Source organism: Nocardia sp. NPDC004260, from assembly GCF_053603155.1.
On the sequence record NZ_JBSGEZ010000051.1, the window covers coordinates 1 to 12,249 of the forward strand.

Consider the following 12,249-nt stretch of genomic DNA (forward strand, 5'->3'; position numbering starts at 1 on the left):
CTGCCTGACCCGCGGCACCGCCTACAACGAAGAAACCCACGTCAGCAACCGCCAACGCGTACTCGCCGCCTGAGGTTGACAGAAGGTGTCTCATGACTGGGCCTCGATTTCGAAGACGCCGCACACCTCGCAGGTGCGGGAACGGGTGGAATTGCCCAGCGGCCACACCGTGGTGCGCCAGGACTCAGGGAAGGAATGGCCGTGCTCGACGCACCGGTTGGTGGCCTGGCAGCCGTCGCAGACGACCTTGTCGCCCTCGTAGACCCAGCCGACACCGCCCGCGGAATGCACCGTCAGATACGCGATGGCCTGGGTGATGGAGTCGAAGCAGATCGCCTCGTTCTCGCCCTCGGTGTAGTGGTCGCCGCAGGTATCGCAGTAGACCACCACGTGCTGTTCGATGACCAAACCGCGTTTCATGCCGCCACCGGCCCATCTTCGGACTCATCACCCAGGTCATCGGGATCGAAGTCGCTGTAGTCGGCTTGGGGTGCGAGGTCGATGCCGTGACCGCGGGGGGCGTACTGCTCGCACAAGGCGGCGATGTCCTCACGCGAGACGAAGTACGAGCGCGCTCGTACGATGTTCGGTGTCCCGTCCTCGCGGACGTAGGCGACACCGGGTGTGGTGTAGGGGATCTCGTCGCAGCGTGCGCCACGCTCCCGCGCCGAATCACCGTGCACCATGCCGATCTGAGTCTTCTCATCCAGACGCAGGCCGATGCGGATCGGGATCAACTGACGTTGCGGCAGAGTGTCTTTCGACGGATCCTGCACACAGGTGACCACGCAGATACCCGGCGCCCGGCCCTGGGTGAGCAACTTCCCGTAATGACGGTCGAACTTCTTCATGGCGTCGGGTTCGGCGTAGGACGTCATCGCCGCCGCCTCGTCCACGATGATCACGATCAGCGGCTCATCCACCGTCGGGACGTGCTTCTCGATACCGGCTTCCATGCACCGCGCCGCCCGCTCCAACATGAGGGCTTCGGCGTCGGCCATCATCGCGACGATGCCCTCATCGGTGTACTCGAAGCGGGTCAACAGCGCTTTGCCGCGCCCGAACTCCATACCGCCCTTCGGGTCGGCCACCCACAGCTCCACCAGCCCGGAAGCGATGGCCGGGGCGAGTCCGGCGATGATCGCCCACACCAAACCGCCCTTACCGGCGTTGGTGCCGCCCGCGATCAACAGATGCCGATACAGCAAAGCCAGGTACCAGGTGCCACCGTCCTCCAGCACGCCGACGGGGATCGCCTCCAAGTCCACACCGTTGTGGACCCCCGACACCTTTGTCGGGTCCGCGAGCGTGTCGAACACCCGCAGTTGAAGACGAACCACCCCCGGATCAGGGAAGACCACCGTCACCTTCGGCACCGCCAGCACTTGCGCGAACGCGTCGAGGGCGTCCTCACCGGCCCAGTCCTTGCGGGTCTGGCCCGCCATCATCAGAAAGTCGATCTCGAGGCCGTAGTCGGTGTACACCCAGTCCTCCAGCGTCGGGAACCCGCTGTCGACCGAGCCGAGCCCCAACGCGGCGAACATGTACGGCCGCTGCCGAGGATCAGCCACCACCAGCACCGCCGTACGCAGCTCGACCGGAGCAGCCGCAGCGACCTCACGAGCATCACCAGCCGGTTGCACGCCCGTACCGAACGCGGCCAGCGACCGCAGCCACCACACCGCCGACGCCCCCGTGCACAGACCGCTGGCAAGCATCACCGTTCCCGCGATACTCATCTCAGAACCCCCAACCCTGCGGGCCCCGCTCCAACTCGCAGAACAAGCGACACCCATCCAGAGCCGGAGACGACGCCGGACCCTTCTCGACATCCGACCGGCCGAGACCGGCGTCCTCGCAGAACATCACGCACCCGCGCGCAGCCGGAGCCGGATTCTCGGTTGTGGTGGCTACCGCCGAGGACGACGCAGCGGCCGGGACGATCTGGGCCGGAGTATCCGAGGTCCGATCCGCCAGCACCCCGACCCCGGCCAGCACGGTCACGAGCGCTGAAACACCCGTCGCCACAGCAGGAACAAAAGCAGTCATTTCAACCCCCAACAGGGACAGCGATCGGCAGCATGGTCTGAACCGGTCGCGAAGAACGAACAGGAAGTTGCACCGGCGCGTCAGGCACCGGGTGAAGCTCAGCCACCCGCACCGGCTCAGGCACCGGCAACGGCTCAGGCACGGGATCGGGCTCAGGGACGGGCACCGGTTCCGGCTCGGGCTCAGGTGTTGCCCGCTCGTCGGCAGGCTCGACCACGGGCGCCGGAGCCGGTTCGGGTGCCGAATCTTGTTGTGCCGCATGGATCAGCAGCGCCAACCCGTGCGTGTCGGCCAGCAGGGAAATCGGGGCGATCGCAGCCACCAGCGCCGAGGCCCACCACGGCAACTCCCGACCGGCCGCGACCGCGTGCAGGCTGTTGCCCGCCACCGACACCACCGACCCGATGACCAGAACCGTGACGAAGAACCGGCGCTCTGGAGCGTGCGCGAGTACCAGCACCCCGAAGGTGGCCAGCAGGATCGTGCCGTCCACGATCAGCGGGAACAGCCACGCATCCGACGCCGGGATATGCGCCAGGACAGCGAGATCCTTCAGTGTGGCGAAGCTGAGCCGGAACGCCGCGGCGCCGACCGCGATGATGATGACCACGGCGGACCAGCGCGCAAGACGCATCCCCGCCGACCGATCCGCCGCACCCATCCTCAGGCCGCCTTATCCACCGACGCGGACACCGCGGCATCGTGCTCGGCCATAACACCCGGCAGGGCTTCGGCCAGCGTGCGGGCATCGGCGATGCTCAAGCACAGATACGCATCCGAACCGGACAACGTCACATGCACCCACGCGGGATTGCGCCCGTAGGTGCTCTCCCGCTCGGCCTTGTACTCGACGGCGATCCCGTCGTAACCGGAAACCGTGGTATTGAAGAACGACATGATCACGCCGCCTTCGCAGCCGACTTGGCACCGGAGTTGTCGCCCTTGATCCCGGTCGCGCGGATCGTCCAGCCGATCGACTTGAACTCACCCTGACCAGCAATCTTCGGCTTGACCTGCAACCCCTCCAGCTCCACCGGCCGCATACCCCGCGCGATCTCCGGCGCCACCGGAACCGGCTGCACATCCGCCACGAACACCACGTCGAAACTCGCCTGCTTCGCGTTCGCCGCCGCCGGATCGGTGACCGTGCCCTTCCACAGCCGCTTCCCCGTGCCGTTGCCCTCCGCGTCCAGGTCCAGCCGCTGACGCTTCGGCGCGTTGCGATCGGTGCTGAACTCCGTCACCGGCGCGATCTCCCCCAGCAGGAACAGACCCATCGGGAACGCGTCCTCGAACGCCGGGGTGAACCAAACATCCTTCAAAGCCATGACTTTCATCTCCTAAATCAGCAGATTGTCTATGTTTCCTATGTTAGATAGTCCAACAGCAACTTGTCTAGCCTTTCCTAGGAAACTGTTCTTGGAGGCTGTCAGCTAGGGAGCTGAGTAGACTCGTTTCGTGGCAAAACAGCTGATAGACCCGAGTGACCCGCGCCCCACCTACGTGCGGATCGCGGAGCAGCTGCGCGCTGACTACGAGCCGGGTGGACAGCTGCCTTCGGCCCCCAAGTTGGCCGAGGAGTGGGGCGTCGCGAAGGAGACGATTCGAGCCGCGATCGACGTTCTCCGCCAAGAAGGTCTGGTGGTTTCTTGGCAGGGGCGTGGCACCTTCTACCGTGCACAGCCCGAGGGTGGTGGCAATGAATCGCCGACCTATGAGACGCTCCTCGGCCACATCGAGAACATCATGAGCCGACTGGACGAGTTCGAAAGTCGCCTCTCTGCTGTGGAGCGTTCTCGAGATCCAGAAGTCGCCGGTTGAGTCGTTCCAACCGCATCACGATGATCGCCAGGCGCTCGTTTAGTACTTCCACTTCCGTTGGCGTTCGTGGTTGTCCGCGCATGTCGATCAGCATCAGGGTGACCGGCCGGTCCAACCCGGAATAGTTTTCCGGGTACCTTCGGTTCAGCGGGCAGAAGGTGGAGTCATGCGCGGAATGACTGAGAACCTCACGGTTGGCGAGCGGGTCGCCTGGTATCGGCGTCGCCGAGGCATGTCCCAAGAAGCACTAGCCGGACTTGTCGGCCGAACAGGTGATTGGCTCGGTAAGGCCGAGAACAACCGTATCGAGCTGGACCGGCTGTCCGTCATCCGTCGACTCGCTGACGCTCTCGATGTCTCGGTCGGCGATCTGATCGGCGAGCCGACCCTCCTCGACTGGTCTGCCGATTCCGGCACCTCAACTGTCCCCGCATTGCGTGCGGCCCTCATGAACTACCAGCAGTTGTCGCCGATCTTGGTGGGCAACTCGAATACGGTCGCGCCCCGTTCGCTCGATGTCCTTCAGAATGAACTCAACACAGTTTTCGACGCCTACCAGGCATCGAGGTTCGGGTTCGCGGCTGGCCGTGCGCCTCGACTTCTGACCGACGCACTCGCAGCATCGCGCCAGTTCGACGGTCCAGAGGGAAACCGAGCCTACGAGTTGCTGGCTTTGAGTTATCAAGCCGCAGCATCTGTCCTGACGAAGCTCGGCGAATCAGATCTGGCATGGATGGCCGCTGAACGTGGGCTAGCAGCAGCGCAGGAGACCTCGAATCTCGCGATCATCGGTTCGCTGTTCCGGTCTGTCACGTTCGCACTGCTTGCCACTGACCGCCCCGGCCCGGCGATGCAACTCACCGAAACCGCAGCTGCGTACCTCGAGCCTCATCTCTCGGACGGGGACGGCCCGCTGCAATCCGCCTACGGAATGCTGTTCCTGGCTGGCTCAATGGCTGCCGCACGGTCAGACGACCGGGCAACGACCCGCGACTACCTCCGCGAAGCCTCAGAGGCGGCTGCCCGGCTCGGAGGCGATCGAAACCACCTGTGGACGGCATTCGGACCGACGAACGTCGCGATTCACCGAGTGAATACCGCGATGGAACTCGGCGATGTTCAAATCGCACTTGACCTCGGTCCGACAGTCGACACCCGAGCCTTACCGGCGGAGCGACGCGTCCGCCACCTGCTCGACCTCGCGCGGGCATACAACCTCACCGGACGCCGCGATGACGCGATCGCTACAGTCCTTGAAGCCGAGCAGGTCGCGCCTGAGCAGGTACGCCACCACCACTTGAGTAGGCAACTTGTCCTGATGTGGGTAAGGAATACACAGGGACGCCCAGTGCGCGCCGTCGACCAGCTTGCGCGCCGCATGAAGGTAATCGGAGGAAGCAAAAGTGACCGACTCGGCTGACGATTTCGCTACGCCGCGCATGGCGGCTGGTGCCCTGTTCATCGATGGTGACCGAGTGCTGTTGGTGCGCAAGACCTATGGCAATAAATGGGACATTCCGGGTGGGTACATCAACCATGGCGAATCTCCGGCCGAGGCATGTCGGCGGGAGGTTCGGGAAGAGATCGGACTCGACCGCGCGCCTACCCGCTTGCTTGCCCACGACTGGGCACCGCGCGACGACGAAGGCGACAAGCTCTTGTACATCTTCGCCTGTGGCGCCCTCGGGGCAGACGAAGCGCGGATACAGCTTGACGGCGTCGAGTTGGACCACTGGGAATGGGTGCCGATCAACCAGATCGACCAGTACTTGATTCCGCGGCTCGCCCGTCGCCTGCACCGCGCTTACGAGGCCAACGCCGATGGCACGACGCTGTACCTCGAACACGGCGAACCTGTCCTTGTGTCCGATGCACGGTCCTGAGCCCGGCTTGCGTTAGCCGCTCGACTGAACCAGATCAAAGGCTTGAGACTGCGAGGCATCGCAGCTAACGCAGTTGTTGCCGATTGCCGAGTTCGCATCCGCACATCTCGACGCCCACGTCACCCGATGCACCGCATGGCTCGGCCGCGACCGTGCACAGCACCCCGCTTGATACCAACTAGTCCATCTGTGCCGTTGAACTAGTCCTTTGGACGGCCGACGTGCCAGCTGACCTGCGGTTTGCTGCCCAACTACGCCAGCAAACCAGTCTTTTAGCTGGACTTGTCTACCGTGGAGAACTAAAGTTATGCCATCACATGAGTGATGCCGAGAGGTGGAGACCGCCCCGCAAAGACGGCCTCCACCGGGTGGGCTAGCTAGCCCGCACTCGGCGGACCAGGACCAGAGCCCCGGCGATCACGGCAGCAACTACCAGGATGATGCCGTAGTCGACCGGGGTTTCTTGCTTTCTCCGGCGATGTTTCGCCATCCCCACCACCTCCTTCCTGGGCGCGGTGTGTGGACCAAGTCCACCGCCCCTCGGCGGGAGGTGCACCCACTTTACGTGATCGAGCCGACATGAACCGTTGAACCACAACGGGTTCCGACGCTTCGTTCGTCGGCCCAGGATGCCGACCGCTACGGGACGACGATCTCACCCACATGGGACAATCGACGTACGGCTATCACGCTCTGTGCCAGACTGATTCAGGTGTCGGGTTTCACGCGGGATACCTATCACTACGGCGACAAGCTGGTCTATGAGGCGCTGGAGCGGAAGTGGAGCCGTTACCACGACATGCGCTGTGACTGCGGCAAGAACTGGTACACAGCGCACGCTGAGCCTGCTGGCTTCATCGCTGTCCGGACCGGCAGCGGATTCATTGCACTGACTGGCCCCGGCCTGACCGAAGGTGTGGACGAATCTGCTCTGACGACAAACGCCCTATGGCAGGCCGTTACCGGCACACCTGGCGAGGGGTGGATCGAAGAGGTTCACGTCGTCGACCGCAGCCCAGCCGCCCGCGCTCAGTACAAGGCCGAGCGCGAAGCCCAGTACGCGCAGAAACGCGAACGAGCAGCCAGGTCCAAGATCGAACTGGCATCCGTCAAGCAGATCGACTACCTCAGGGCTCTGATCGCGAAAACGGACCCTGACCGACTTGATGCTGAGTTCGCTAACGCCATCGCGGGCACAGCCATCGCACCCCGCGCGGAAGACGAAAGTACCGAGCAAGCCATACAGCGCCTGACCCGCGCCGCAGCACGCAAGCTCATCAGCTCGCTTGTCGGCAACACCTGATTGCGTTCAACGGCGCGCACTGCATCCAATCTGAGTTGTTGCCGAATTCCGCCATACAGCAACAAGAGCGCCCCGGCGGCGCTACGCGCCGCCGCCGCGCCACGCCGCACTGCGGCGTGCTCGTCGCAGGCTCCTCACCCACCGGTGCGGCGGCGCGTCGGCAGCGCTTGACCGCCGGAGCGCATTTTGATCCAGTTCGCGTGTTCTGGCATCCGCTTCGGCGACGTAGCAGCACGCGGACTCTTCGGCTCCGGCCGCTTTTTCGTTCACCGAACAGTGCTGGGCACTTCGTCAGCCGTCCCCGACTTACTCTCCCGCAGCTGCCCACCGAATCCGCCGGCACTCGTACGTGGGGCCTGCCTGTGGTCCGGTCACAGGAAGTTCAAAACCGATCTGACCTGCGCGGATGAATTGCTGAACGAAATCCGACGGCGAAGCCGTTCGCTCATCGACGCGACGAATCGTCAGCAACTGATCGTCCGTCTCACCAGATCTGCTTCTCGGCGCCTATGCGCCGCTAGGGTAACGCCGTTCCCGGTCGGATGTACAAGCAACTCTATAGGCTCGCTGCGCCCGGACAAGCCGTTCGATGTAGCTGTTGGTTGTCGACGCCACACCCAAGACATCCGACACCGTCCACGCTTGTTCTTGACCGAACGCCTGCCGGTAGCGACTGCGGTTCACATGAAAGATTGGTTCGTCGTTGCGTCTAGAACGGGAGGACCTCGGCATGCACTTCGCGAATCCCTCTTCCTCGTAGTCCGCGAACGCACATTTCACGCCCCACACGCCGTGCACGACGATATTGCGGTCGTTCTTGAGCGTCGACGCACCCTTGGTGCACTCCCGCAGTTCCAGTAGGGCTGAGTACGTTTCGGGCTCGTGCGTCATCCGGCCCGGCACACTCAGCTCCGAATCCATGACAGCGACGCCGTTAGAAATAAGCCAATCCATCGACTGGCCCTCAAAAATTACCGATCCGTGACCGAATCCGGCGTCGGCGTGCTCAATGGCGATATCGCGTAACACCTCTTCCAGCCTTGCGCTGGCAGCGGCGACGCGACCGATCGCCGCGAAAAGGTCATCGGGAAGCTGATCTGCCACAGACGAAGTCTGGTGTATCGACCTGTTCAGGCCAAGTCTTTTCGTGCACCGAGCGGCTGACCTGCGCGGATGAGTTGCTGAACGAATCTGACGAGGGACATCCGCACGTGGAGCCTGGCTAGTTGCGAAACCCTGCCTCCTCATACGCCGATTGTCTCGCTGCACTCGGCCGAGTCAAGGGAAACAGCGCCCTTGACACGACCTCCCTCCGCTGAGGGCGGCAAGTATGAGGAAGCAGGGGAAGGGAAGTCACCGGGAATGACGAAGTCGCGGAGCTTGACACCCCGCGACTGTCGTACGCAGTTCGTACGCAGCGCACCCACACACGGCCGATCGCCACCAACGAACCCAACGACGAATCCGCAGATGGGACCACCCCGGCAAACGGTGCCCACACCATCAATACCCGGCAAATCGGACACTGACCGCTCTCCTAAAGCGGGTGTCGCAGGTTCGAATCCTGCCGAGGGCACCAATAACATGGGCAACTTTTCAGTTGTTGCCCTATGGGGGGTGCGTCAGTGCCTCTACTTCGAACACGCTCGTTGTGCGCGCGCACAACGAGCGCTAGGTTCATGGCAGTGACCCAGGACACAGATGTCTCGCACGCCCGCCTCCTTCGCGAACTGCGGGCGGATATGGCTGCGATCACCGAGATGGTGACTGCCAAAATCGAGCACGATGAGAAGGACTACGGAGACGCCGCGCTCGGTCACCACGAATTGACCTCTCTTGTGGGCGACAGCCTCGCAGCATTGCTGGACGCGATCGCCGGCGCCGAGTACTCGCTCGAGCCTGCTCGCAGAGCCGGGCGTCTCAAGGCCGAGCGCGGGATCCCACGGACAGTCTGCTGCACGCCTTCCGCGTCGCGGGATTGGCGTTCTGGGAGGTCATCGTCGAACGCGCCGAACATGACGAACGTCCGGCGCTGCCCCAGTTGTCCACGCTGGTGTGGGCCACCGTCGACGAGTACTCCGTCGCGGCGGCCGATGCCTACCGGCGCATAGTCGTCGTCGGGGACGAACAACCCGCTCAGCGGTTGTTGCGGGCACTGCTCGACCCCGATCTCCCCCCGACGCAGCGCGAGGGCCTGCGCGCAAGGATGCGTCTGCCCGTTCGAGGCACGTTCATCATCTTGGTCGGTGAGATTCGCCTGGTCGGGATGGGAGTGACCACTGTCAGAACCCTTCTCGCCGACGACCGGGTAACCCTGGCTGCCGCCAGCTCTCCGGTCGCGCTCGACCAAGCCGTCCGCGCTGCGCGGACGCCGGCCGGTGCGAGCAAACCGTTCACCGACCTCCTTTCCGCGCCTGCCGCGCTCGACCAGGCGCGCCTCGCGTTCCGGTGCCTGAGCCCGCAGGACACCGGAATCCACACCTACGCCTCATCGCCGGCACGTGCGTTGATCGCGGCCCACCCCGAACTCGCCGCAGACGTCCTGTCGGACGCGCTCGCCGCATTCCACCGACTCCACCCGGACGACGCCGACGCTCTCGTGCACACCGCTCTGGCCTGGTACGAGCTAGGCGGCTCGACGTCGGCGGTCGGAGAGCGCCTTCACCTGCACCGCAACACGGTGTTGCACCGTCTGAAGCGGATCGAGCAGCTCACCGGCTCGGCATTCGCAGTACCAGCCGACGCGGCGCTGCTGTACTTGGCGCTGCAAGCACGGCTGCTCCAGGCACCCGGCGACGGGCTGTGATCGACCCTGTTCGCACTTCGACGACCCACTTCGCGGCACCGAGCACGGCGAGGTCGAGGACGAACTACACCGAGCCGACCGGGAGGAGCCGGAACAGTGGGGAGACACGAGTTGGAGCGACGCTCGCCGGAACTCGTCGATCGGATCCCGACGACGCGGCCGCTCCGGTAGCCGTCTGGAGCCTTGCCGTCAGGCGGCTGCGTCCGGTTGGACAATGGCCCCGGCCCGAGACTGCCCGCGTCTCGGCGCCGAGGGCCTTTGGGTGTTCAGTTAGCGCCCTGTGGCTAGGGCGCTGCACTACTTCTGCGGCTCGGCCCCCTTGCCCGGCATGGGCGAGTTGATCGTGCTGAAGTACTGGATCGCCGCGCCGATGGCGACCGGGGCGGTGACCACGATCTGACCGGCCACGGTGCCCAGGGCGCCGATCGCGACGATGCCGCCGAGGCAGCCGAGGGCGGCGGCCGGGATGAACGGCCCGAACATGCCGACGATGGTGGCGGCGGCGACGGTGGCTCCGGCGATACCGCCGAGGATGCAGCCGATCGACGCGCCGCCGATGCCGCCGACCAGGGTGCCGATGGAAGCGCCCATGCCGATGGTGCTGGTCATGCGAGACCAGGCGGCCTGCTCGCGGTCGTACTCGGTCTTCCACGGCGCCTTGTCCTCGAATGGGAGGGCGACCGGCTTGTAGGTGGCGTGCGCCATGTCGAACTGGGTCGTCAACGTGGCGGTGCGCTCGGAAATCTCGGCGGTGATAGGGAATTCGAAGTCGTCGACGCGGAAGGTCAGGGGTGCGCCCGCGATGACCGTGCCGTCGGCGGCCTTGATCCGCAGCGCTCGGTCCTCGACCACCAGCGAGCCCGCGTCGGTGGTGATGACGCTGGCAGTATCGGTGGCGTAGGCGGTGAAGCCAACCGCTTCGGCCTTGTGGGAAGCGGTCTCGCCGGACGTACCTTCGTCGGAAGTGTCCGCAGCGGATGCTTTTTCGCCCGAAGTGACCTCGGCAGACGTGGCGTCGACGGGAGCGATCTCGGGAGCGGCGGAGCTCGTGCCCGCGGCGATACTCAGCGCGGCAGTGGTGCACACCGCGGCCAGGGCTAGTTTCGTGATCTGCATGAGGTTCCTTGGTTCTCGAGGCATAGCGGCAGGACCGGCCATACCTACGACCTTTGGTAGGACGCGGGTCGATGGCTCTTCGCGGCGACGTAGCCACCTATCGAGCACGACTCTGCGCCTGGCCGCCCACCTCCCCGTTCGGCTCGCTCGCCAGGTTCGCCGCCATTTGTTGCAGCAGCCCTATGGTTTCGAGGAACTTTTCGTCGGGGATCCCGTCGGCCATCTGCCGCCTGCGCCGGCTGATCCGGACCCACGCCTCGTCGTGCGTCACTCGTCCCGACTCGGTCAGCGACAACACACCTCCGTCCTCGGAAACCAGCCCGCACTCGAGAAGTTCAGCTAGTTCGGTGGGCCATTCGGCGTCGTCCTCCCAGAAGGTGTCCAGGGCATCGCGGACGTCGTCGGCGCGCTGCGGCTCGCCCGCCAGTGAGTGCAATACCTGCCAGCGTCTACGGCCGAGGCCACCCGCGGCGAGATCCTCGTCGAAACGCTGGTTGATCAACCGGTCGAGTTCCACGAGCCAGTAGCCGATTCCCCGCTGGATAGCCATCACATCTCCTTCATATGCCTATTGACAACTACATGCGATACTACATGTAGTTGTCCGACATGGCTAGAGTGAGCGAATGGACCAGCACGACGCGAACACCGTCGCCGTAGAGGCGGCCATGGTCCGGATCCGCCGCAGACAGACGCGCGGCGCGCTGAGCGGCGGCGCGATCCCCATCGCCGTGTTCCGCGTGCTCGGCGCCGTCGCCGACGGTGCCGCCGACACGGTTGGCGCGCTGGCCCCGGCCCTCGGTGTCGACCAACCGCGCGCGAGTCGCCTGGTGGCCCAAGCGGTCTCGTCCGGACTACTGGAACGGGTCGCCGATCAGCGCGATGGGCGGCGCGCGGTGCTTCGCCTGACCCCCGCCGGACACGACGCAGCGGCCGCCGCCGAAGCCGGGCGTCGCGGCGCCATGGCCGCCGCGATGGCGGACTGGACCGCTACCGAACGCGCCGAATTCGCGCGACTGCTGGAACGATTCGTCGACGCGATGGACGGGCCCGGCGAATGAGCGGCGCGGATCGGTCGGGTGGCGGCCGCAAACGCCACGACAGCATGGGACAGATCCTTGGTGCGGAATTCCTGGCGATCACTGCCGCGGACCTGACCGCGTTCGACAGCGCCGCACGACACAGCCGCCGATAGAAGCGACCGAACCGGTCGTCGACCACAGCGAGCATCACTGCCGCGGAGACCGACGGCTCGACACGCTCGCGACACC

The 12,249-nt window shown here is 64.8% G+C and carries 14 protein-coding genes and 1 tRNA gene; 7 read left to right on the top strand and 8 right to left on the bottom strand.

Annotated elements, in window-relative coordinates:
• Positions 1 to 90: 90 nt before the first annotated feature.
• The 5 genes from ACWEO7_RS26025 to ACWEO7_RS26045 all read right to left on the bottom strand — a co-directional run bounded on the left by ACWEO7_RS26025 (position 91) and on the right by ACWEO7_RS26045 (position 3,377).
• The gene (locus ACWEO7_RS26025; protein ID WP_452426923.1) at positions 91 to 420 is read right to left on the bottom strand and encodes a hypothetical protein; all 330 of its coding nucleotides are present in this window, start codon (positions 418 to 420) and stop codon (positions 91 to 93) included.
• Positions 417 to 1,739: an FtsK/SpoIIIE domain-containing protein gene (locus tag ACWEO7_RS26030; RefSeq protein WP_452426925.1), complete on the bottom strand. Its 1,323-nt coding sequence runs from the start codon at positions 1,737 to 1,739 to the stop codon at positions 417 to 419. The genes ACWEO7_RS26025 and ACWEO7_RS26030 overlap by 4 nt, the downstream gene beginning before the upstream one ends.
• Before the next feature lie 311 nt (positions 1,740 to 2,050).
• Positions 2,051 to 2,710, bottom strand: coding sequence for a DUF2637 domain-containing protein (locus tag ACWEO7_RS26035; protein ID WP_452426927.1), 660 nt, complete (start codon positions 2,708 to 2,710; stop codon positions 2,051 to 2,053).
• A 2-nt stretch (positions 2,711 to 2,712) separates the two neighbouring features.
• On the bottom strand, positions 2,713 to 2,946 hold the full coding sequence (locus tag ACWEO7_RS26040; protein ID WP_452426929.1) for a hypothetical protein: 234 nt from the start codon (positions 2,944 to 2,946) through the stop codon (positions 2,713 to 2,715).
• Positions 2,947 to 2,948: 2 nt separating this feature from the next.
• On the bottom strand, positions 2,949 to 3,377 hold the full coding sequence (locus ACWEO7_RS26045; RefSeq protein WP_350908539.1) for a hypothetical protein: 429 nt from the start codon (positions 3,375 to 3,377) through the stop codon (positions 2,949 to 2,951).
• 130 nt (positions 3,378 to 3,507) lie between these two features.
• Between ACWEO7_RS26045 and ACWEO7_RS26050 the strand changes: the two genes are divergently transcribed.
• The 4 genes from ACWEO7_RS26050 to ACWEO7_RS26065 all read left to right on the top strand — a co-directional run bounded on the left by ACWEO7_RS26050 (position 3,508) and on the right by ACWEO7_RS26065 (position 7,056).
• On the top strand, positions 3,508 to 3,870 hold the full coding sequence (locus ACWEO7_RS26050; RefSeq protein WP_452426931.1) for a GntR family transcriptional regulator: 363 nt from the start codon (positions 3,508 to 3,510) through the stop codon (positions 3,868 to 3,870).
• A 175-nt stretch (positions 3,871 to 4,045) separates the two neighbouring features.
• Positions 4,046 to 5,290, top strand: a complete 1,245-nt coding sequence (locus ACWEO7_RS26055; RefSeq protein WP_452426933.1) for a helix-turn-helix domain-containing protein — start codon at positions 4,046 to 4,048, stop codon at positions 5,288 to 5,290.
• Complete coding sequence (locus ACWEO7_RS26060; RefSeq protein ID WP_452426935.1) at positions 5,274 to 5,753, top strand: NUDIX domain-containing protein; 480 nt, start codon at positions 5,274 to 5,276, stop codon at positions 5,751 to 5,753. Before ACWEO7_RS26055 ends, ACWEO7_RS26060 begins: the two co-directional genes overlap by 17 nt.
• Positions 5,754 to 6,465: 712 nt before the next feature.
• A complete protein-coding gene (locus ACWEO7_RS26065) occupies positions 6,466 to 7,056 on the top strand; it encodes a hypothetical protein (RefSeq protein ID WP_452426937.1) in 591 nt (196 codons plus the stop codon).
• Between the two features lie 507 nt (positions 7,057 to 7,563).
• On the opposite strand, the gene ACWEO7_RS26070 is transcribed toward ACWEO7_RS26065, so the two are convergent.
• Positions 7,564 to 8,160 carry a hypothetical protein gene (locus ACWEO7_RS26070; protein ID WP_452426939.1) on the bottom strand — a complete coding sequence of 199 codons (597 nt, stop codon included), beginning with the start codon at positions 8,158 to 8,160 and terminating at the stop codon, positions 7,564 to 7,566.
• Between the two features lie 389 nt (positions 8,161 to 8,549).
• Here ACWEO7_RS26070 and ACWEO7_RS26075 point away from each other — a divergent pair.
• Together ACWEO7_RS26075 and ACWEO7_RS26080 are read left to right on the top strand one after the other, a co-directional pair.
• Positions 8,550 to 8,635: transfer RNA gene (locus tag ACWEO7_RS26075), tRNA-Arg, on the top strand.
• A gap of 399 nt (positions 8,636 to 9,034) precedes the next feature.
• On the top strand, positions 9,035 to 9,862 hold the full coding sequence (locus tag ACWEO7_RS26080; protein ID WP_452426941.1) for a PucR family transcriptional regulator: 828 nt from the start codon (positions 9,035 to 9,037) through the stop codon (positions 9,860 to 9,862).
• Positions 9,863 to 10,159: 297 nt separating this feature from the next.
• On the opposite strand, the gene ACWEO7_RS26085 is transcribed toward ACWEO7_RS26080, so the two are convergent.
• Positions 10,160 to 10,978, bottom strand: coding sequence for a hypothetical protein (locus ACWEO7_RS26085; protein WP_452426943.1), 819 nt, complete (start codon positions 10,976 to 10,978; stop codon positions 10,160 to 10,162).
• A gap of 97 nt (positions 10,979 to 11,075) precedes the next feature.
• Positions 11,076 to 11,528, bottom strand: coding sequence for a hypothetical protein (locus ACWEO7_RS26090; protein ID WP_452426945.1), 453 nt, complete (start codon positions 11,526 to 11,528; stop codon positions 11,076 to 11,078).
• A gap of 76 nt (positions 11,529 to 11,604) precedes the next feature.
• Here ACWEO7_RS26090 and ACWEO7_RS26095 point away from each other — a divergent pair, with 76 nt between their 5' ends.
• Positions 11,605 to 12,039: a MarR family winged helix-turn-helix transcriptional regulator gene (locus ACWEO7_RS26095; protein WP_452426947.1), complete on the top strand. Its 435-nt coding sequence runs from the start codon at positions 11,605 to 11,607 to the stop codon at positions 12,037 to 12,039.
• Positions 12,040 to 12,249 lie beyond the last annotated feature (210 nt).

Coding starts and splice junctions, on each gene's coding strand:
- ACWEO7_RS26025 (WP_452426923.1), bottom strand. CDS start 420: ATGAAACGCGGTTTGGTCATCGAACAGCACGTGGTGGTCTACTGCGAT.
- ACWEO7_RS26030 (WP_452426925.1), bottom strand. CDS start 1,739: ATGAGTATCGCGGGAACGGTGATGCTTGCCAGCGGTCTGTGCACGGGG.
- ACWEO7_RS26035 (WP_452426927.1), bottom strand. CDS start 2,710: ATGGGTGCGGCGGATCGGTCGGCGGGGATGCGTCTTGCGCGCTGGTCC.
- ACWEO7_RS26040 (WP_452426929.1), bottom strand. CDS start 2,946: ATGTCGTTCTTCAATACCACGGTTTCCGGTTACGACGGGATCGCCGTC.
- ACWEO7_RS26045 (WP_350908539.1), bottom strand. CDS start 3,377: ATGGCTTTGAAGGATGTTTGGTTCACCCCGGCGTTCGAGGACGCGTTC.
- ACWEO7_RS26055 (WP_452426933.1), top strand. CDS start 4,046: ATGACTGAGAACCTCACGGTTGGCGAGCGGGTCGCCTGGTATCGGCGT.
- ACWEO7_RS26085 (WP_452426943.1), bottom strand. CDS start 10,978: ATGCAGATCACGAAACTAGCCCTGGCCGCGGTGTGCACCACTGCCGCG.
- ACWEO7_RS26090 (WP_452426945.1), bottom strand. CDS start 11,528: ATGGCTATCCAGCGGGGAATCGGCTACTGGCTCGTGGAACTCGACCGG.
- ACWEO7_RS26095 (WP_452426947.1), top strand. CDS start 11,605: ATGGACCAGCACGACGCGAACACCGTCGCCGTAGAGGCGGCCATGGTC.